Origin of the sequence: Rhizobium sp. NZLR10, assembly GCF_019685125.1 — a bacterium.
Classification (GTDB): Bacteria; Pseudomonadota; Alphaproteobacteria; order Rhizobiales; family Rhizobiaceae; genus Rhizobium.
Genome location: NZ_JABDWE010000011.1, coordinates 38,006 through 56,917 on the forward strand (window position 1 = coordinate 38,006; position 18,912 = coordinate 56,917).

The 18,912-nt window shown below is 61.0% G+C and carries 23 protein-coding genes and 1 pseudogene; 11 read left to right on the top strand and 13 right to left on the bottom strand.

What is annotated here, in order from left to right:
- Positions 1–77: 77 nt before the first annotated feature.
- Positions 78–383: a hypothetical protein gene (locus HJB82_RS17555; RefSeq protein WP_164014133.1), complete on the top strand. Its 306-nt coding sequence runs from the start codon at positions 78–80 to the stop codon at positions 381–383.
- A 15-nt stretch (positions 384–398) separates the two neighbouring features.
- On the opposite strand, the gene HJB82_RS17560 is transcribed toward HJB82_RS17555, so the two are convergent.
- Positions 399–1,355: an endonuclease/exonuclease/phosphatase family protein gene (locus HJB82_RS17560; RefSeq protein ID WP_221140815.1), complete on the bottom strand. Its 957-nt coding sequence runs from the start codon at positions 1,353–1,355 to the stop codon at positions 399–401.
- 280 nt (positions 1,356–1,635) lie between these two features.
- Between HJB82_RS17560 and HJB82_RS17565 the strand changes: the two genes are divergently transcribed.
- Positions 1,636–2,652: an NAD-dependent epimerase/dehydratase family protein gene (locus tag HJB82_RS17565; protein ID WP_221140817.1), complete on the top strand. Its 1,017-nt coding sequence runs from the start codon at positions 1,636–1,638 to the stop codon at positions 2,650–2,652.
- Between the two features lie 36 nt (positions 2,653–2,688).
- Here the strand turns inward: HJB82_RS17565 and HJB82_RS17570 are convergent, their stop codons facing one another.
- Positions 2,689–3,003 (bottom strand): hypothetical protein, encoded by a 315-nt coding sequence (locus HJB82_RS17570; RefSeq protein WP_221140819.1) that lies wholly within the window; start codon positions 3,001–3,003, stop codon positions 2,689–2,691.
- Between the two features lie 228 nt (positions 3,004–3,231).
- Here HJB82_RS17570 and HJB82_RS17575 point away from each other — a divergent pair, with 228 nt between their 5' ends.
- The 7 genes from HJB82_RS17575 to HJB82_RS17605 all read left to right on the top strand — a co-directional run bounded on the left by HJB82_RS17575 (position 3,232) and on the right by HJB82_RS17605 (position 10,038).
- Positions 3,232–3,468, top strand: coding sequence for a hypothetical protein (locus tag HJB82_RS17575; protein WP_207581473.1), 237 nt, complete (start codon positions 3,232–3,234; stop codon positions 3,466–3,468).
- Positions 3,469–3,816: 348 nt separating this feature from the next.
- Positions 3,817–4,521, top strand: coding sequence for a CerR family C-terminal domain-containing protein (locus tag HJB82_RS17580; protein WP_207581474.1), 705 nt, complete (start codon positions 3,817–3,819; stop codon positions 4,519–4,521).
- The gene (gene hlyD / locus HJB82_RS17585) at positions 4,518–5,525 is read left to right on the top strand and encodes a secretion protein HlyD (protein ID WP_221140820.1); all 1,008 of its coding nucleotides are present in this window, start codon (positions 4,518–4,520) and stop codon (positions 5,523–5,525) included. Before HJB82_RS17580 ends, hlyD begins: the two co-directional genes overlap by 4 nt.
- The gene (locus tag HJB82_RS17590; RefSeq protein ID WP_221132336.1) at positions 5,522–7,264 is read left to right on the top strand and encodes an ATP-binding cassette domain-containing protein; all 1,743 of its coding nucleotides are present in this window, start codon (positions 5,522–5,524) and stop codon (positions 7,262–7,264) included. Before hlyD ends, HJB82_RS17590 begins: the two co-directional genes overlap by 4 nt.
- Entirely contained in the window at positions 7,261–8,403 is a 1,143-nt protein-coding gene (locus HJB82_RS17595; RefSeq protein WP_221140822.1) for an ABC transporter permease, read from the top strand. Before HJB82_RS17590 ends, HJB82_RS17595 begins: the two co-directional genes overlap by 4 nt.
- On the top strand, positions 8,403–9,512 hold the full coding sequence (locus tag HJB82_RS17600) for an ABC transporter permease (protein WP_221117527.1): 1,110 nt from the start codon (positions 8,403–8,405) through the stop codon (positions 9,510–9,512). The genes HJB82_RS17595 and HJB82_RS17600 overlap by 1 nt, the downstream gene beginning before the upstream one ends.
- A 130-nt stretch (positions 9,513–9,642) precedes the next feature.
- Positions 9,643–10,038: a DUF1236 domain-containing protein gene (locus tag HJB82_RS17605; RefSeq protein WP_003542187.1), complete on the top strand. Its 396-nt coding sequence runs from the start codon at positions 9,643–9,645 to the stop codon at positions 10,036–10,038.
- Here HJB82_RS17605 and HJB82_RS17610 read toward each other — a convergent pair.
- The 7 genes and pseudogenes from HJB82_RS17610 to HJB82_RS17640 all read right to left on the bottom strand — a co-directional run bounded on the left by HJB82_RS17610 (position 10,028) and on the right by HJB82_RS17640 (position 15,411).
- On the bottom strand, positions 10,028–10,261 hold the full coding sequence (locus HJB82_RS17610) for a hypothetical protein (RefSeq protein WP_259672104.1): 234 nt from the start codon (positions 10,259–10,261) through the stop codon (positions 10,028–10,030). The genes HJB82_RS17605 and HJB82_RS17610 overlap by 11 nt on opposite strands.
- Before the next feature lie 100 nt (positions 10,262–10,361).
- Positions 10,362–11,890: pseudogene (locus tag HJB82_RS17615) on the bottom strand (tetratricopeptide repeat protein).
- 84 nt (positions 11,891–11,974) lie between these two features.
- Positions 11,975–12,412: an EamA family transporter gene (locus tag HJB82_RS17620; protein WP_207581480.1), complete on the bottom strand. Its 438-nt coding sequence runs from the start codon at positions 12,410–12,412 to the stop codon at positions 11,975–11,977.
- A gap of 41 nt (positions 12,413–12,453) precedes the next feature.
- Positions 12,454–13,497: a Gfo/Idh/MocA family protein gene (locus tag HJB82_RS17625; RefSeq protein ID WP_207581481.1), complete on the bottom strand. Its 1,044-nt coding sequence runs from the start codon at positions 13,495–13,497 to the stop codon at positions 12,454–12,456.
- Between the two features lie 9 nt (positions 13,498–13,506).
- Positions 13,507–14,292 carry a ThuA domain-containing protein gene (locus HJB82_RS17630; RefSeq protein WP_221117529.1) on the bottom strand — a complete coding sequence of 262 codons (786 nt, stop codon included), beginning with the start codon at positions 14,290–14,292 and terminating at the stop codon, positions 13,507–13,509.
- 195 nt (positions 14,293–14,487) lie between these two features.
- Complete coding sequence (locus HJB82_RS17635) at positions 14,488–14,829, bottom strand: multidrug efflux SMR transporter (protein ID WP_207581483.1); 342 nt, start codon at positions 14,827–14,829, stop codon at positions 14,488–14,490.
- Between the two features lie 18 nt (positions 14,830–14,847).
- The gene (locus tag HJB82_RS17640) at positions 14,848–15,411 is read right to left on the bottom strand and encodes a TetR/AcrR family transcriptional regulator (RefSeq protein WP_221117530.1); all 564 of its coding nucleotides are present in this window, start codon (positions 15,409–15,411) and stop codon (positions 14,848–14,850) included.
- A 167-nt stretch (positions 15,412–15,578) separates the two neighbouring features.
- On the opposite strand from HJB82_RS17640, the gene HJB82_RS17645 reads away from it, so the two are divergent.
- Complete coding sequence (locus HJB82_RS17645; protein WP_221132346.1) at positions 15,579–15,989, top strand: group II truncated hemoglobin; 411 nt, start codon at positions 15,579–15,581, stop codon at positions 15,987–15,989.
- Positions 15,990–15,991: 2 nt separating this feature from the next.
- Positions 15,992–16,363 (top strand): DUF423 domain-containing protein, encoded by a 372-nt coding sequence (locus tag HJB82_RS17650; protein WP_221132345.1) that lies wholly within the window; start codon positions 15,992–15,994, stop codon positions 16,361–16,363.
- A 109-nt stretch (positions 16,364–16,472) separates the two neighbouring features.
- On the opposite strand, the gene HJB82_RS17655 is transcribed toward HJB82_RS17650, so the two are convergent.
- The 4 genes from HJB82_RS17655 to HJB82_RS17670 all read right to left on the bottom strand — a co-directional run bounded on the left by HJB82_RS17655 (position 16,473) and on the right by HJB82_RS17670 (position 18,900).
- Positions 16,473–16,787 (bottom strand): antibiotic biosynthesis monooxygenase, encoded by a 315-nt coding sequence (locus HJB82_RS17655; RefSeq protein ID WP_221116572.1) that lies wholly within the window; start codon positions 16,785–16,787, stop codon positions 16,473–16,475.
- Positions 16,788–16,796: 9 nt separating this feature from the next.
- Complete coding sequence (locus HJB82_RS17660) at positions 16,797–17,069, bottom strand: hypothetical protein (RefSeq protein WP_221116571.1); 273 nt, start codon at positions 17,067–17,069, stop codon at positions 16,797–16,799.
- Positions 17,066–17,473: a DUF2325 domain-containing protein gene (locus tag HJB82_RS17665; RefSeq protein WP_207581487.1), complete on the bottom strand. Its 408-nt coding sequence runs from the start codon at positions 17,471–17,473 to the stop codon at positions 17,066–17,068. The genes HJB82_RS17660 and HJB82_RS17665 overlap by 4 nt, the downstream gene beginning before the upstream one ends.
- A 107-nt stretch (positions 17,474–17,580) precedes the next feature.
- Positions 17,581–18,900, bottom strand: a complete 1,320-nt coding sequence (locus HJB82_RS17670) for an energy transducer TonB (protein ID WP_221140826.1) — start codon at positions 18,898–18,900, stop codon at positions 17,581–17,583.
- Between the last annotated feature and the right edge of the window lie 12 nt (positions 18,901–18,912).

The window sequence follows — 18,912 nt, forward strand, 5'->3', positions numbered from 1 at the left end:
CGCCATCGCTGTTGAATTCGCTATCGGAATTCTCGTAGAATGGGCATACCGAAGACATGACTGGAGATATCTCCCTGATGCGCATCTTGCCCGCCCTCGCCGGATTTCTTTCAATCATGGTACCGGGAATGGCGTTTGCCGAAACCGCAAAGATGCGAACCGCAAGCGAGGCTGAAATTCGCGAACACCTGCCGGGCACGTCGGAACTGAAAGAAAGCAGCAACGGTTACGAATATCGCAAGGGCAACGCCAATGGCTATAAAATAACAAATGGCCAAGTCTGCGTCCGGTTTCCCAACAAGTCGACCGACTGCGTCAGCGTGAAGACCGACGGCGAGAAATTTCAGATGATCGACAAGAAAGGCGGCAGAACGAAATTTTGACTTTGCCCGGCAGGCTTATCTTGCCGGTGAGGTTTCGCCGCTTTTGTCGAGGACGAATTCGGCGATCAGGCCTGAATGGTTCGAGCCAAGACTGTCATCAAGACGTTTCAGCGATGTCAGATGAAGCGGCGCGCGCGCAAATATGTGATCGATGGCGATCCCGAGCAAGCCGGCGCCGACCGGCCATGTTGCCGGTTCCGGCACGATTGTTTTCAGCTTCTGGTCGCGCAGGAAACCCTGGATGCTCGGGGCGATCACCGAGGAGTTGAAATCACCCGACAGCACCAGAGGACCGTCGATCAATCCAAGCGTTTTGGCGAGATCTTCCAATTCAGCCATCTGGAAATCGTCGAAATAGGGTTTGGTGAGGTGCGCCGAAACCAGATTGATGGTTTCGCCGCCGAAGTCGACGCTCGATATAACCAGCCTGTTTTTCCGGAGACTGCCCATGCTTGCGACCTGTCGGCTGACGAACGGGCGTTTGGACAGCACCAGCGTATCGCACGTATCCTTCCCGCTTTCGCAACCGATGTGATAGGGATAGGCCTTGAACAATTGCTGCAGATGGAACGTCAGCGGCTTGGCTTCGAGCAAATTGACGACATCGGCATTCGAAGCGATCACCATATCGGTGATTGCAGTCGAGTTTTTCCAGTTGTCGATCGCGATATTGAACGACATCAGCCGAAAAAGTGGCGGCCTGTCCGTGCCTCCGTCGTCCTCAGAAAACTCGCGCAGCGTGATGACGCCGTGAAAGATGAGAAGAAGCGAGGCAAACAGAAGGACGAAGCCGTAGATCTGTCTCCTGACAGCCAGAATGATAAGGCTGGCGGCAACAAAGAGGACGCCGAAATGAACCTGAAAGCTGTAGAGGAAGGACAGCAGCCAGAAGTTCGTGACAAAGCGTAGAGACACGATCGCGATCGCAACGGTCAGAAACGCACAGAGAATCCAATAAATTATCTCTCTCATCGATCCTGACCTGCTTGCAGCCGACCGGCCGGCCATAACACGCAGGCCAACATGTTGCAATGCAGCATAACAGCCGATGGCCGCGGCTGACCTCAGATGATATCGACGACCTCTCCGTCATTCGGCGGGGCAGCCGGCGAATACGCCGACGACCGCAGCGAGGGCGGCCGCCGCCTTCTCTTTCAAAGAACTATCGACTCGGCCTCTTCTTATCCTGTAAGGGGTCACGTGATAGGGAATCGGCTTTTTGCCGTCGGCAGTGAGCCGAGAGAAGGTGGGAATGCGCTACTTCATTACCGGGACCGCCGGCTTTATCGGTTTTCATCTGGCCAGGCGTCTGCTGCAGGAAGGGCATGAAGTCACAGGCTTCGACGGCCTTACTCCCTATTACAATGTCAAGCTCAAGGAGATGCGTCATGCGGCACTCTCCCAATTTCCGACCTTCACACCCGTCATATCAATGCTCGAGGATCGGCCAGCTCTGGAAGCGGCTGTTCTGGCGGCCAAGCCCGACATCCTGATCCACCTCGCCGCACAGGCCGGCGTGCGCTATAGCCTTGAGAATCCTGAGGCCTATCTTCGTTCGAACGTCGAAGGCTCGTGGAACATCATGGAAATCGCGCGGCGCGTCGAAATTCGTCACCTGATGCTGGCCTCGACATCATCGATCTATGGCGCCAATGCGACCGTCCCCTTTCATGAGACCGATCGCGCCGACGAACCGCTGACCATTTATGCCGCGACGAAGAAATCGATGGAGTTGATGGCGCATAGTTATGCGCATCTGCACAAGATTCCGACCACGGCCTTTCGCTTCTTCACCGTTTATGGCCCGTGGGGTCGGCCCGACATGGCGCTGTTCAAATTCACCAAGAACATGCTCGAAGACCAGCCGATCGAGATCTATGGCGAAGGCAACATGAGCCGTGATTTCACCTATATCGACGATCTCATTGAAGCGATCGCCAGGCTGTCGGCAATCGCCCCTGGCGAGGAAAACCGTCTCGACAACGTGGCTGTCGAAACGCTTTCGCGCCAGGCGCCCTTTCGGGTCGTCAATATTGGCGGCGGCCAGCCGGTCAGCCTGATGGATTTCGTCGAAACGGTCGAGAAAGCGCTCGGCCGTCCTGCCATCCGCAAGATGCTGGCGATGCAGAAGGGTGACGTGCCGCGCACCTTCGCAGCCCCCGATCTGCTCGTCGCGCTGACAGGTTACAAGCCGGATACGACGTTGGAAGTCGGCGTCAAGGCCTTCGTCGAGTGGTATCTCGACGTCCGCGGCGAACTCGACGCCTAACCTATTTGCCGGACTGTTTCCGGTCGGTCCAGAATGTCAGCGGAGAAACGTCACCGCGTGCACGGCATTGACCGCCTTCGAGAACACATAGTCGACGACCACGGTCAGGCTCTGCGAATAGGCCTTGAGCTGGTAGTTCTCACCCTCGACTTCAGCCGGGCTGCGCAGGACGAAAGGAACCGCCGGGCGCACGAAACCGGCCCGTGTCGTCAAAGGAATTTCGGGCGAATGGCCGATGGCGGAGGTGTACATCAGGTCGCGGGCAAGGCTGGTGGGACCGATGGCGAGCGCCGGCCCGGCAGCGCCGGTGATGGTCAGAGTCAAAGCCATGGCGGCGAGAATTTTGTGCATGTCGAAGTCCCCGTTTGCGGATCGGCGGGCTTCGCTTCGCCCGTCTCCAAACGATCGACGCGTCTGTCCACGCTTCGGTCGCTTTCATGAGACCACTCTACACATCAGTATTTGCAGGGCTTTTAAGCAGGTCAGTCAAATTTTACGAAATTTGATTTTCTTTGGAAGGCCTCAGCACTCACCAGGAAAATAGGTTCGCCGACCCGCAGGGCTGGGAAAGCGACGTCGGTGCAATATACCAATGATTTGAACGCTGATCGCAATCTAAAGAACGCGATCCAGCCTCTTGTTGATATGCAGGTTCGGCATCAACCCCGCACTTTGCGCAGCATGATAGGATTCACGCGCCGCATCGAACGAGATCGACCACATGATGGCGCTCAAGAGGAGCGCAATAATATAAATTTGGATACGCATCTCATCGGCGATACTGAAAGAGCAAGGCAGATTTGTGTCAGAAAATGATCGTAGAAATAGTAAAAAACGCCGGCCTTTTTTGTCCCCCAATGAGTGGCGCCAGACACATTAGTGTCGCGAAAATTAGCGATAGCGCATCGCTACCTGTTAGCAGCCAACCCCCAGGCTTGGTTTCTCTTTCCCACCCTGAGAACCCTGAGAGGTCCGTTCGCCACGGGCCTCTTTGCCTTTTCCTGCCGATGTTTCCCGCGGGTAACTGAATCACCTGATGCGCAGAGCTGACATCAATCTCGGCTAAACGCCTGTTCATGCCAGCGATAGATCTCGGGTCGAATTCCTTCTTCAGAAATATATCAATCGATTGACTTATTATCCGTTCGGAGTTATAAAACCATCATGAACCAGGAACGCGACGCCCGAACCCCGCCAGCATCCGCCCGCGCCGAGATCGCGCGTCAGAAGATGCTTTCCGCCGCCCTCGACGTCTTTGGCCGCTACGGCTTCGACGGCGCCTCGACACGTCAGCTGACCGAGGCCGCCGGCGTCAACCTGCAGGCGATCCCCTATTATTTCGGCAGCAAGGAAGGTCTTTACATCGCCACGGCCGAGTATCTGATGGCCCGCATCGATACGCATGTCGGTGACATGAGGGCGCGCATCGGCACATATCTCATGACGCTCGATGCCGCTGGCGAACCGCTCGGAGAAACCGAGGCTCGTCGCTTCCTGACAGACATTCTCCAGACCATGGTGACGCTTTTCGTCGGCAAGGAATCCGAATCCTGGGCGCGCTTCCTGATCCGCGAGCAGATGGAGCCGACCGAAGCCTTCGCAAGGGTTTATCAGGGCATCATGCGGCCGATGATCGAGATGGGCCGGCGGCTGATCGGCGTCATCCTGCGTGAAGATCCCGCCTCGGAACATGTGCGCCTGCGCACCTTCACCCTTCTCGGCAGCATCCTCGTCTTTCGCGTCACCCATGCCGCCGTGCTTGCCCAGATGGAATGGGACGCCGTCGGCCCGGAACAGGTGGAAATCTTGCGCGGCCTCGCCGCTGAACTGGTCGATGTGCTCGGCCCGTCCAAGGCAGGTGCAGCATGAAACGCATCCTCGCCCTCCTTCTCCTCGTTGCGGCGGGTGCCGCCGCCTGGTGGTACGGCCTGCCCGAAAAGCTCGGCTGGCTGCCCGAGGCCCACCGCGAATTTGTCCTTTACGGCAATGTCGATATCCGCCAGGTCTCGCTCGGCTTCCGTGTCAGCGGCCGCCTTTCTGAACTTCACGTCGACGAGGGCGATGTCGTCAAGAGCGGAACGGTTCTGGCCGAACTCGATGCCGCACCCTATGAATTCGCTGTCCGCTCCGGCGAAGCCAACGCCGCAGCTCTTCGGGCAACGCTCGACAAGCTGAAGGCCGGCCCGCGCCCGACAGAGATCGCCCAGGCGCGCGCCGCCTATGATGAAAGCCTGGCGGATCTCGAAAATGCCAACCTCGCCTATGACCGCGCCCGCCAGCTTCGCCCGCAGGGCACGATTTCCGAGGCGAGCCTTGACCAGGCGACCGCCGCAAGGGCCATGGCCGCCGCCCGCTCCGATTCCGCCAGCGAGGCGCTGAAGCTGCTGCAGGAAGGCTCGCGCGTCGAGGATATCGCCGCCGCCGACGCGCAGGTGAAGGCTGCCGAGGCGAGCCTTGCCTCGGCCCGCACCTCGCTTGCAGATACCGAGCTTCGCGCCCCGAACGGCGGCGTCATCCTCTCACGTGTGCGGGAAAATGGTGCGATCGTCTCGCCGGCGGATACCGTCTTCGTATTGTCCCTGACCGAGCCCGTCTGGGTGCGCAGCTATGTCGCCGAACCCGATCTCGGCCGCCTCCACCCCGGCATGAAGGTTTCCGTCGCCTCCGATACGGCGCCCGACAAACCCTATGAAGGCACGATCGGCTTTATCTCGCCGGTCGCCGAATTCACCCCGAAATCGGTGGAGACGCCGGAACTCAGGACCGATCTCGTCTATCGCCTGAGGATCGTCATCGACCAGCCCGGCCCGGATCTGCGCCAGGGCATGCCGGTCACCGTGCGGCTTCCGCCGCCTGCGGCGGGTGGACAATGACCGCCGAACCCGGCCGGGACGACAAGCCGCTCGTCCGGATCGACGGCGTCACTAAGCGCTTCGGCGATGCGCCCCCTGCTCTCGACGCCGTCTCCGGCGCGATCGGCGGCGGTGCGATCACCGGCCTCGTCGGTCCCGACGGCGCCGGCAAGACGACACTGATCCGGCTGATGACCGGCCTGATGCTGCCCGATACCGGAACGGTGGAAGTTCTCGGCTTCGACACGAGCAAGAATGCCGCCGGCATCCAGGCGGCCATCGGCTACATGCCCCAGCGTTTCGGCCTCTATGAGGACCTGTCGGTGCAGGAAAACCTCGATCTCTATGCCGATCTGCGCGGCCTGCCGAAGAGCGAACGCGCCGGTGCCTTCGACGAGCTGCTGACCTTCACCGATCTCAAGCGCTTCACCGGCAGGCTTGCCGGCAAACTCTCCGGCGGCATGAAGCAGAAGCTCGGCCTTGCCTGCGCACTTCTCAAAAAACCGCGCCTGCTGTTGCTCGACGAGCCGGGCGTCGGCGTCGACCCGATCTCGCGTCGCGACCTCTGGAAGATGGTCGAGAACCTGACCAAGGAAGGCATCGGCGTGCTCTGGTCGACCGCCTATCTGGATGAGGCTGAGGCCTGCGACCACGTGCTGCTGTTGAACCAGGGAAAGCTGCTGTTTTCGGGAAAACCGGCTGAGATGACCGGCCGCGTCAGCGATCGGGTCTTCCGCGTCTCGGGCATATCGGGGCGCCGCCGGCAAGTGCTTGCCGGGCTTCTGCAGGCAGATGGCGTCATCGACGGCGTGATCCAGGGCGAGGCGATCCGCCTCGTCGCCGCCAAGGATAAGAAACCGGATATCGGATCGGCCGGCGATGGCGCAACGCTCGCCCCTGCCCCGCCCCGCTTCGAGGATGCCTTCGTCGACATGCTTGGCGGCGGTCCCGGCGGCCGCTCCAGGTTGGCGGAAGCGCAGGAGCCGCTGAAGGCTGAAGGCGACCGGCCGGTGATCGAGGCCAGGGGCCTGACCAAGCGTTTCGGCGATTTCACCGCTGCCGACGATATCAGCTTCGATATCCGCCGCGGTGAGATCTTCGGCCTGCTCGGCCCGAACGGCGCCGGCAAGTCCACCACCTTCAAGATGCTCTGCGGCCTGTTGAAGCCGAGCGGCGGCGAAGGCCGGGTCGCCGGTTTCGATCTTCGCCGCGATGCTGCCGAAGCCCGTAACCAGCTTGGTTACATGGCGCAGAAATTCTCGCTCTACGGTGATCTCACCGTCATCCAGAACCTCGAATTCTTCGCGGGCGTCTATGGCCTTCGCGGCCAGCACAAGCGCGAGCGCATCGAACTGATGGTCGGCATCTTCGATTTCGGCCGCCACGCCCGCGAGCCCGCCAAGGACCTGCCGCTCGGGCTGAAGCAGCGCCTGGCGCTTGCCTGCGCCGTCATGCACGAGCCGCGCGCCCTTTTCCTCGACGAGCCGACCTCCGGCGTCGATCCGATCACCCGGCGCGAATTCTGGACGCATATCAACGCGCTTGTGGAAAAAGGCGTCACCGTGCTCGTCACTACTCACTTCATGGACGAGGCGGAATATTGCGACCGCATCTCGCTGATCTATCGCGGCCGCTCGATCGCACTCGGCTCGCCCGATGAGTTGAAGGCCCGCGTCGCAACCAAAGATCTGCCCGACCCGACGATGGAGGACGCCTTCATCGCCTTGGTGCAGCAATCGGAAGCGGAGGATGCCGCATGAGCGCCTCCCCCCGCGAACCCGAACTTGGCCGGCTGCGGCGTCTTTCAGCCCTGGTGCGCAAGGAAAGCTACCAGGCGATCCGCGATCCGAGCAGCATTCTCATTGCCTTCGTGCTGCCGCTGATCCTGCTCTTTCTCTTCGGCTACGGCGTTTCGCTCGATACCACCCGCACCCGCATCGGCCTCGTGACCGAGGAGATGACGCCGCTGACACAGGATCTGTCGGCAAGTTTCCAGGCCTCGCGTTATTTCGAAGTCGCCGTCGGCCGCGACCGGCGCCTGTTCGAGGAAGATCTCGTGCTCGGCAAGGTGCGTGGCATCGTCGTCATCCCAGCCGATTTTACCACGGACTATATCGCCGGCAACCGTCCGGATATTCAGGTGATCGTCGATGGCTCTGATCCGAACACGGCCAATTTCGTGCAGAATTATGCCCAGGGCGCCGTCGCCAATTGGGAACGGCAGAGGCAGGCGGATGTCGCCACTTCCAATCCGGCCATCTCGGTCGAACAGCGCTTCTGGTTCAATCCGGAACTGACCAGCCGCAATTTCCTCGTGCCCGGTTCGATCGCCATCGTCATGACCCTGGTCGGCACGCTTCTGACCTCGCTCGTCGTCGCCCGCGAATGGGAGCGAGGCACCATGGAGGCGATGATGGCGACGCCGGTAACGGCGGTTGAATTGCTCATCGGCAAAATCCTGCCCTATTTCGTGCTCGGCCTCACCTCGATGACGCTCTGCGTGCTGTTTGCGGTCTTTCTCTTCGGCGTGCCGTTCCGCGGATCGGTCGCAGCGCTTTACGCCCTGTCGGCCGCTTTCCTGATCCCGGCGCTTGGCCAGGGTCTGTTGATCTCGACGGCAACGAAGAACCAGTTCCTCGCCTCGCAGCTGGCGCTGATCTCCGCCTTCCTCCCGGCCTTCCTGCTGTCGGGCTTCCTGTTCGAGATCAATTCCATGCCTGCCGTCATTCAGTGGATCACCTTCATCGTGCCGGCGCGCTACCTGATCCCCAACCTGCAGACGGTGTTCCTAGCCGGCGACATCTGGCCGATGTTCCTGCAGGCGATCGGCGTGATGCTGACGATCGGCGCCGTCATGTTCGTGCTTGCGGCGCGCAACACCCGAAAGAGGATCGGCTGATGTGGACAAGGCTCTACGCCCTCATCGTCAAGGAACTGCTTGCCGTCCTGCGCGACCCCAAGGGCCGCGCCATCCTGATCGGCCCGCCGATCGTCCAGCTTCTCGTCTTTTCCTATGCCGCGACGCTCGAAGTGCGCAATGTGGACGTCATGATCCTCAACCGCGACAGCGGCCATTGGGGCCAGGAACTGATCGAACGCATCGATGGCTCGCCAACCTTCCGCCGGATCGAGATGGCGGGAAGCCAGGCGGATATCAGGGTGGCGATCGACAACCAGACGGCCATCGCGGCGATCGAGATCGGCCCGGATTTTTCGCGCAATATCGAGGCGGGAACACCGGCCGACCTGCAGATGGTGCTCGACGGCCGCCGCTCCAACGCCTCGCAGATCGTCGCCGGCTATCTCCAGCAGATCGGCGCGACACTTGCCGCCGAGACGCCAGCCGGCAGACGCGCCGGCACAGGTATCGTCTCGACAGTGCCCCGCAATTGGTTCAACCCGAACCTCACCTACCAATGGTTCATGGTGCCGAACCTGATCGCCAGCATCGCGCTCCTGATCGGCCTGATCGTCACGGCTTTGTCGATCGCCCGCGAGCGCGAGCTCGGCACCTTCGATCAGTTGATGGTCTCGCCGCTGCGCATGCACGAAATCCTGATCGGCAAGCTGATCCCGCCGATGATGATCGGCCTCTTCCACATCACCGTCTATATCCTGGCCGCAGTCTTTCTTTTCGACGTGCCGCTGCGCGGCTCGCTCTTCCTGCTTTACGGCAGCGCGATCTTCTACCTCGGTTCGGTCGCCGGTCTCGGCCTCTTCATCTCGGCGCTGTCGATGACCCAGCAGCAGGCGATCCTTGGCGCCTTCCTGTTCATGGTCCCGGCCATGCTGCTCTCCGGCTTCGCGACGCCGATCGAGAACATGCCGGCATGGCTGCAGCCGGTGACCTTGATCAATCCGCTGCGCTATTTCCTGGTGATCGTCAAAGGTGTTTTCCTGAAGGATATTCCGCTGAGCGAGGTGGTGAACCAGACGATCCCGCTGGCGCTGATCGCCGCCGTCACGCTCAGCGCCGCCGCATGGCTCTTCCGCCGGCGGCTGGAATAATGCATCGCGACAAACGCTTCGGCCGCCTCACAGAATGTGAACCGACCTTCCAAAGCGTGACTCTCTCCTGCCGGAACCTCGGATTGGCGCGGTCGTTACTCAAACGCAACCCCAGCAAAGGAGAAGCAAAATGTACAAGATTCTACTTGTCTCCAGCGCCCTTGCGCTGTCGTCACTTGCAACCAATGCGCTCGCTGATGGCGCCGTGACCGGTGCAGCCGGCGGCGCCATCACCGGCGCGATCGTCGGTGGCCCCGTGGGTGCCGCTATTGGCGGCGTAGCCGGTGGTGTCGCCGGCGCCGTTGTCGATCCGCCGCCGCGCGAGGTAGTCACCTACGTCCAGCAGCAGCCGGCCCCGACCGCCTCCGTGGTCGTCCAGGAACCAATCGTCGTCGGCAAGCCGCTTCCGGCCGATGTCGTCGTCACACCGGTGCCGGACAACCCGAAATACGCCTATACGGTCATCAACAATCAACATGTGATCGTCGAACCCCGCACCCACCGCGTGGTGCAGGTCATAGAATAAACCACCGAAAAATCAGATCGCCGTGCCGCCTGCTGCGGCTTGGCAACTCCGGCCCCGCTTCGGCGGGGTCTTTTTTCGTGTGTTTGCGCCATCTGCCGATCAGCGCGAACAGGGCAACGAGCCGTCGCGGCGGGGCGAACCCTTGCGGCAGCGCCTCTATCCGGATCCGGTCGCCGTAAAGCCTGCCCTGTTTAAGGGATAGAATATGCATGTTGGAAAGCATGGGACGATCCTCCATCGATTGATGGGATCAGCATCGCCGAAGCGACGGGGCCGGGTCCTTAATGCTCCGGATAAAAGCTGCTAAAACTTCCAAATGCCTCTCAGCGCGGCCGCATCCCGGCGCGCGCCAGCCCTTCCAGAACCGGCGCAAAACGCTGGGGATTCTTGGCCGGCTGACCCGCCAGAATGCCTTCCAGTGTCACATCAGGTGCAATCGCCTCCAGCGCGCGCAGCAACTGCCGCGCCTGCTCAATATTGCCGAGATGCGCGTGTGCGGCGATTAGCATCCAGTAGGTCGGGTCGAAATGGGCATTGAGCGCCAGCGATCGTGACGCAAACGAAAGCGCTGCCTCGTAATTGCCGCGGAAGATCTCGGCCATCGCGATGCCTGTCAGCGAAAAACGCGCATCCGGATCGCGCGGCCCCAGCCTCACGGCGCGGTGCAGACGCTCGAGCGCCCATCGATATCGCCGCAGTGCAGGGCCGCAATGCCGGAACAGGCGGCAACGCGAAGATCGTTGGGATTGGCAGCGGCGGCGGCCTCCAGCACGGCCATGCCGCCGTCATAATCCTTGCCCGTCTGCAGCAGCGCCATGCCGCAATGGACCATCACCCGGGGATCGCCGGCGGAATGCTGAAGGCCGCGGCGTGCAAGCCTGAGGCATCCGCCTTGTCGTCCCCTCCGAACGGCGGCCAGCCCATGGTCGTACGATGTTCGAGCGCCCAGGCGGCAAGTGACAGGATCAACGCATTTTCCGGCTCCATGGCAAGGGCCTCGCGCAGCAGCGCATAGGCGACGGCGTTGTTTTCGATCGACTCGTCGGTTATCGCCGCAAGCGCGCGCAGATAGAGATCATAAACCGCCGGACTGTTCGGCCGGTCGCGGCGCGATCTCCGGATTTCGGCAATTTCGATTGCCGGTTCGACAATCGAAGCGACGTGTTCGGTAATATGGTCCTGGAAGGCGAAGATGCCGCTGATGCCGTCCTCGAATTGATCGGCCCAAGATTGGTCGCCGTCACGCCATCGACCAATTGCACGTTGATACGCACCTGCCCGCCTTCCCGCCGGATGCTGCCTTCGAGCACGTAGCGGACCCCAATTCCCTGGCCACCTCTCGCACATCGATGCTGCGCCCCTTGTAGACGAAGGCGGAATATCGCGAGACGACCGAAAAGGAGCGGAAGCGGGCAAGGGCCGTGATGATCTCCGTCACCACGCCATCGGCAAAATAATCCTGGTCGGCATCACCACCGAGATTGGCGAAGGGAAGAACCGCGAGAGAAGGCGGCTGCGGCGCCACCGACGCCACCCCGGCATCGTCCTGGCGCGGCAGGCGATAACCGACCCTCGGAACGGTGACGATCCACTCCGTGCCGTCAGGCTTCGGGCCGAGAAGCTTCCTGAGCGTGGCAATCTGAACGGTGAGGTTGCCTTCCTCCACGGCAGGCCCCGGCCAAGCCCGCTCCATCAGATCCGCTTTGGTGACGACGCGACCCTCGACCTCCAGCAGCATGCCGAGCAGCGCTGTCGGTCGTGGTCCTATCGCCACGGACTTGCCTTCCCGCCACAGGCTTCCTGTCACGGGATCGCAATGGAACGGACCAAAGGAGAGCGTTGAATTGCCCATGAGGAAGCATAACGCGAAAATATCGCAAACTGAAAGCGGCTCGACGCGCGACGAATTTATGATCGTAAGGCTCGATCCGCGGCTTCATGCCCGGTAAGCGACGAGCACGGCTCCTCCAGCAATCATCACGACGCCAAGCCAGTTTGGCAGCGTCAGGCGTTCGCCCAGGAACAGCACGGCAAAGACGGCCACGAAGACGACGGATAGCTTGTCGATCGGCGCGACGCGGGCGGCATCACCGAGCTTCAGAGCGCGGAAATAGCAAATCCAGGATGCGCCGGTGGCAAGACCCGAGAGCCCCAGGAAGAGCCAGCTCCTGCTCGACACCGAAGACGGTTCCTGCCAGTTGCCGGTGACATAGACCATCATCCCCGCCGCCAGCAGGATGACGATGGTGCGAATGAAGGTCGCGAAGTCGGAATTGACGTTCTCGACGCCGACTTTGGCGAAAATCGCCGTGAGCGCTGCGAAGCCGGCGGAAAAAAGCGCCCAAAGCGGCCAGCTTGTGAGGAGGCTTTTCATGCGGCGTTCCTTGTCCCGTTACACCTCGATCTCAAGGACGATCACACCTTCAACTCGCGCCGTTCGCGCTCGGTCACCATCGCAAGGTCGAGCACTTTCTGCAGGTTGGCGGCGTGGCGGAAGTTCGGGTCCGGCTGGACACCAGTTGCCACGGCCTCGGCAAAACGCTCGTAGTTGGTCGCCACCGGTTCAACTTCGATCTGCGTCCAGGTGGCCGTTTCGACCCCTTCGCCGAGGCAGCCATGCAGCTCGGAACCGCCGGGACGGTGGATAACCTCAAGGCTGCCCCTCTCGCCATAAATGCGCAGCTTCAACTCGTTCAGATGCCCCGTCGCCCAGCGGCTGGCATGGACGACGCCGAGCGCGCCGTTGGCGAAATCGACAGACATGGTGAAGCTGTCATTGGCATCGAGCAGATATTCGCCGATCTGGCCGCCCGGCGCCTTGTTGAAGGTCTTCAGCCGCGCAAAGACGTGGTCGATGTCGGTCGCCGCGCCATAGGCGGCAAAATCAAGGATATGGATGCCGACGTCGCCGAGCACGCCGTTCGAGCCGTGGCCAGTGGAAAGCCGCCACAGCCAGGTCGATTCCGTGCGCCAGTCGCCCCAGGCACGCGAGACGAGCCAGCTCTGGAGATAGGAGGCTTCCACGTGCCTGATCGTGCCGAGCTCGCCGGCGAGCACCATCTCGCGGGCGCGCTGCAACGGCGCGACATTGCGGTAGGTCAGGTTCACCATGTTGATGACGCCGGCCTTTTCCGCCGCCTCCGTCATCTCCAGCGCCTTCGCATAGTTCTCCGCCAGCGGCTTTTCGCAGAACACATGCTTGCCCGCGGCGATCAACGCCATCGTCGTCGGGTGATGGATCCGGTCGGGCGTGACGTTCGTCGCCGCATCGAATTCACCCCAGGCGATCGCCTCCTCCAGTGAAAGAAACCGCTTTTCGATGTTGAACTTGTCGGCGAAGGCCGAAAGCCGCTCGGGATCGGTGTCGACGGCACCGACCACCGTCACGCCGTCGATGAGGGGGAAGCGGGCGAGCTGGTTTTTCGCCATCACCCCCGTGCCAAGAACGAGTAGTCGCATGGATGCTCCTCAGCGGTAACCGGCTTCGCCGGCCTGGTGCAGTCTCGGGCCGCGTTCGACGATCGGCTCCAGTGCCTTTTCTACCGGCACATTTGGTGCGTCGGTAATACCAGTCAACGATCCCTCAGGGTTATAGGCCCACTTGACGCCGTTGATCAGCACCTTCTGGATATTGACGTCGTGATAGGTCGGATAGGTCTCGTGGCCGGGGCGGAAATAGAAGATGTTGCCGGCGCCGCGCCGCCAGGTCAGGCCCGAGCGGAACACTTCGCCACCCTGGAACCAGGAAATGAACACCGTTTCGAGCGGCTCCGGAACCGAAAACTGCTCGCCGTACATTTCTTCGTTCTCGAGCTCGAAATGCTCGCCGATGCCCGCTGCGATCGGATGGCGCTGGTTGATCGTCCATAGACGCTCGCGCTCGCCCGCTTCGCGCCACTTCAGCGCGCAGGGCGTGCCCATCAGCCGCTTGAAGATCTTGGAGAAATGGCCGGAATGCAGCACGATGAGGCCCATACCCTCCCAGACACGCCTGGCCACCCGCTCGACGACGACGTCGGAGACCGCGCCGTGATCCTTATGGCCCCACCAGGTCAACACATCGGTTTCGGCAAGGCGGGCCTCGTTGAGGCCGTGTTCCGGCTCCTGCAGCGTTGCCGTAGTTGCCGAGATACCGGGATCCGTATTCAGCGCGTTGGCGATCGTCGTGTGCATGCCTTCGGGATAGATCCCACGAACGATTTCGTTGGTAGTCTCGTGGATATTCTCTCCCCAGACGACGGTGCGAATGGCCATGATGTGCTCCTGTAGAAACTGGAAGTATCGGTAGGCGGGAAAGACAGGATTCAAAGCGCTTTGGAAAACAGCAGCGCTGGCTGCGCCTCGTCTCCTCCACGTCTAAGCAACACATAGACCTTTGTCAGGAATTTGACAAAGGGGAAAATTTACCGGCAGAAGGCGGAAATTCCACTCGGCAATATCGCAGCAATATCAATGCGAAACGGATTTCGAGAACAGGTTGACGACGACGACGCCCGATATGATCAGCCCGAGCCCGAGGATTGCCGGCAGGTCGAGCCGCTGCTTGAAGAAGACCAGACCGACCGAGGAAATCAGCACGATTCCCAAAGCGCTCCAAATTGCATAAGCAATGCCGACAGGGATGCTTTTCAGCGTCAGCGACAGGCAATAGAAGGCGGCCGCATAACAGGCGACGACAAGCGCCGTCGGCCCGATGCGGGTGAACTGCTGCGACAGCTGCAGCGCAGTCGTGCCGATGACCTCGAGCACGATGGCGGCAAACAACAGCCCGTAGACGGCGGCCTGGCTCATGGCGAATTCCTTTTCGGATTACTTCCCGGTCAGTTCGACAAGGCGATTAATGAGATCCCGCCTCAGAACGCCGTCGATATCATGGCTTTCCAACGTATCTGAGAACCACAACCCGTCGGCGGCAAAACGCACGACCTGGGCGTCGAGGGAGGAGTCGGTGCCGATATATTCCTCGGCCCGCGCCTGCACCCATTGGCGCCATCGAAGGCGCAACCGGGGTTCGGCAAGAAGCGCGATCGTCACCTGCGTCCAACCCCTGGAATCGTCTGGACGATCCTTGATACCGGATACCGCTCTGAGATAGGCGCGGGTGAAGCGTCCCTGCGGCAGCGGATCGCCACGCATCAGCTCTTCTATATCCGCGTCGAACTTTTCGAGCAGGCTCTCGAACAGTGCATCAAGAAGCGCATTTTTCGTCGGGAAGTGATGCAGCAGCCCACCCTTGCTGACGCTGGAGGCGGCGGACACCGCATCGAGCGTGACCGCGGCCATGCCTGCGCTGGCAGCAAGGCGCGCCGCAACATCCAGCAACTGCTGGCGCACGAGGATAGGCTGCTTTTTGCGATGATGAGCGTTCGACATGCGAGCAAAAGATACCGTCTGGACGGTTTTGTCAAGATGAATTGGCTGAAACTCCTGCCCGCCTGGCAATATGCGCGAATTGCCGCGTCGCTTTGATGACAGTTGCGATCGTTTTCCGCCCGGTGCATGAAGGACCGGGGCAATGGATGGGCATCGGGGATGGTTTCGTGACGGAGAAGGTCACCACTCTATATGAGGCGATCGGCGGCGATCCTGTCGTGCGGGCGCTGACGCAGCGTTTCTACGAACTGATGGACAGGCTGCCGGAGGCAAGCAACGTGCGCGCCGTGCATCCGCCGAGCCTTGCCGGCAGCGAAGAGAAATTCTACGAATATATGAGCGGTTATCTCGGCGGCCCGCCGCTCTATACCGACAAGCGCGGCCATCCGCGTCTGCGCAGCCGCCATTTCGTCGCCAAGATCGGCCCCGTCGAGCGCGACGAGTGGCTGCTCTGCTTCCGCCGTGCCCTCGACCAGACGATATCAAGCCAAGCGCTGCGCGATCTCATCTGGGCGCCGGTGGAACGGCTCGCCTATCACATGCAGAACAAGGCCCCTGACATACAGGAAAAGGAATGACCATGAGCTTGAATGCGCGCCTGGAGCCGGTGCTCTATCTTTTTGCCGGTCTGTTCGGCGTAGCCGGCGTGGCGCTCGCCGCCCTTGCCGCCCATGGCGGCGGTGAGGCCAATCTCGCGGCATCCGCATCTGCCATGTGCCTCGCGCACGCCCCTACCCTGCTGGCATTGGCTCTCGGCACCGCCAGGCTCAAAACCGCCTGGCTGGCCGGTTTTCTGATGATTATCGGAACCCTGCTCTTTGCAGGCGATCTCGTCACTCTGCGTTTCACCGGCTCTAGCCTCTTCCCCTATGCCGCCCCGACCGGCGGCTGGGCGATGATGCTTGGCTGGCTGGCCGTTGCCGCCGGCGCCGTTTTCCGGGTACGACCTTGAGGGCTTTGCAAACTGGCTTCGATTCATCGGCCTATCGAAAGGGTTGATGGGAGGTCTCACCTCTCGTCCCTCATCTGTCCTTGTCACAGGAATGAGGGTGAGTACGCAGTTAGACGCCGTCGACCACGTTGAAGCCTTCGAAAACAGGCGGCCCCTTGTACATGGCCTTGCGGTCGCCGGCATTGCGGTGCGCCGCTCGAAAATTCTCGGACTTGGTCCAGTTCTGAAAATCCGCTTCGCTGTTCCAGACCGTGTGCGAGGAATAGAGCGTGTAGCCCTCCTCTTCGTTGGCCTTCCCGCGCAGCAGGCGGAATTCGACGAAACCGGGCACTTCGGCCAGGCTGGAATCGCGATTGCGCCAGACCGTCTCGAAATCAACTTCGTTCCCGGTTGCGACCTTGAAGCGGTTCATTGCGATATACATGCGATCTCCTTAGGCCTTCCTCTTGCCGGCCCTTGCTGCATAGCAGGGAAAAGCGAGAACATTATTGCCGTTTGCTGCCGCCGGGCCAAGCGGTCTCGTCGTCGCTTCTCCGGGCATGCGCGCTTCCCAAGTCGGGAACAGCATCACATTCCGGTAGATCTGCTGACGATCGGTATGCTGCCGGAAAAGTGCGTAGAGCTCGGGCACGAGGCCCTCGCCTGTCTGCGCGGCAAGCTTATGCAGGCCGATCATGGTGAAGCCGTCGGGACGCTGGTCGTTCATCGGGAATTGTCTCGTTCGTTCATCGTATGCAGCGCACGTTCCAGGCTAGACTTGCTGCCGTTGCGAAGCGGGATGAAGGCCTTGCCGAATTTCTTGCAGCCGGTCTTCACGCGCAGGCAGGCATCGTGGCTGATACAGTCGATCGGGCAGAACACGCAGTCGACCGAGGGCAGCACGGTATCGATGCGGGAAACAGCTTCGCGCAGGCCGCCGTCATGATGAAGGAGCTCGGCGCCGAAATTGCTGGCGATCTGGCGAAGATGCGCCACCTGGCAGTCACGCCCGCCGACATAGAGAAAACTGCGGCCATCCAGTTTGGATCGTCCGGCGGATAGCTGGCTGGCGTCCTCGGCCGCGCTGGCGCGGGCCTCCCTGTTCGAACCCTTCTTGCCCTTGCGAGCCATATACCACCCGTTCGCTCGTTGATCGTCACACGATTCCTGCGTGTGCGGGTGGACCTTATTAAACTTGATTTTTAGAGTAAAGTATAAAGTTGATAAGTTTTCTCATATTATTCGACCGCGATCGGCACGGAGGTAAAGCTCCTTCCATTTCCACCGGGCGTTGGACCGAATGGAGCCGCGCGCCGGATAGCATCGACGGCGCGCTTATCGATCTCGAGAATGCCAGACCCGCTTACCACGCGAACGGATGTCAAGCCGCCGCTGCCATTCACAGAAAACGAGACGACCACGGTTCCCTCGACACCACGAGGTGTTCTGATCGCGCGGCGAATGCGACTACGGACCTTGCCGTCGTAATTGGCAAAGACTGCAGTTCCGACCCCATTATTGTTGCCGGCGGTGCGCGAGTTACGATCCGACTGAGCCGACCGATCACCTTCAGCAACACCACGAGTAGAATCTTGCTGCGTCTCACCCTGCGAACCAGCGGTCCTTTTCAGTGGACGCTTTTTCTCGACCGGTTTCGGCTTTTCCTGCGTGACCTCTTTCGGCTTCGGCTCTGGGGTTACGATCTCCTGCGGCTCGTCCGGCTCCGACTGCACCTCTGCTGTCTCGACGGGCTTGACCTCTTCAGGCTCAACTGCGGCCACAGGGGGCGTGTTGGATGGCTGAACGTCCGTGGGGATGTCATCGGCCGGCTTCTGCTCTTCCGGAACGACCGTCGACAGCGGTTGTAGGACGGCGGTTTCAGCTGGAACCTCGGAAACGAGAACCTCCGGTGCGACCGCCGCCGCTGTTTCCGGAGAGACGCGCGTCACTTCTGGAACCGGGGCTTGCTGGATCGGATCCTGAGCCTCCACAGGCGAGACATCGGTCGGCTGAACGGTTTCCGGCTGAAGGTTAGCCGCTTCGGTCGGCTGGATTGTATCCGGTTCAACGGCCTCCGGAATGATTTCTTCCTGTACGGTCACATCGGTCTCGCCTGCAGCGGTCTGATCGACGTCCGAATTGCCGTACATCACAACGCTGACAGCTTCGCCCGCTTCCTCGATCGCCTCCTCCGGCGCCTTCGGGAAGGCAATGATCAACATGGCAGCCAACGTCGCATGAAAAATCAACGAGCCAACACAAGTCAGCGCCAGCCGCCGCCGCACCGGTTTCTTCTCGCCTTCCTGCTTTTCCACCGCCGCATCCATCGCCGGCGCTGCGGCACGCGCAGTTGATGCGGCTTCCGGATGATCGGGAAAGGAGGATATCTGCGCGAAACGCGCATAGTGGACCACCGCCTCGCCGGCCGGCTGCCGCGGCGCGTTGCGCAGGTCGGAAAGCTCATGGCCGGGATGCATGTAATTGTCGTTGAGACTGCCGTCAGCGTCCGGCTCCCCGATGAGCACCTGTCTCGATCTGGACTTCGCTGAAATCGCCATTGTTATGCCTCG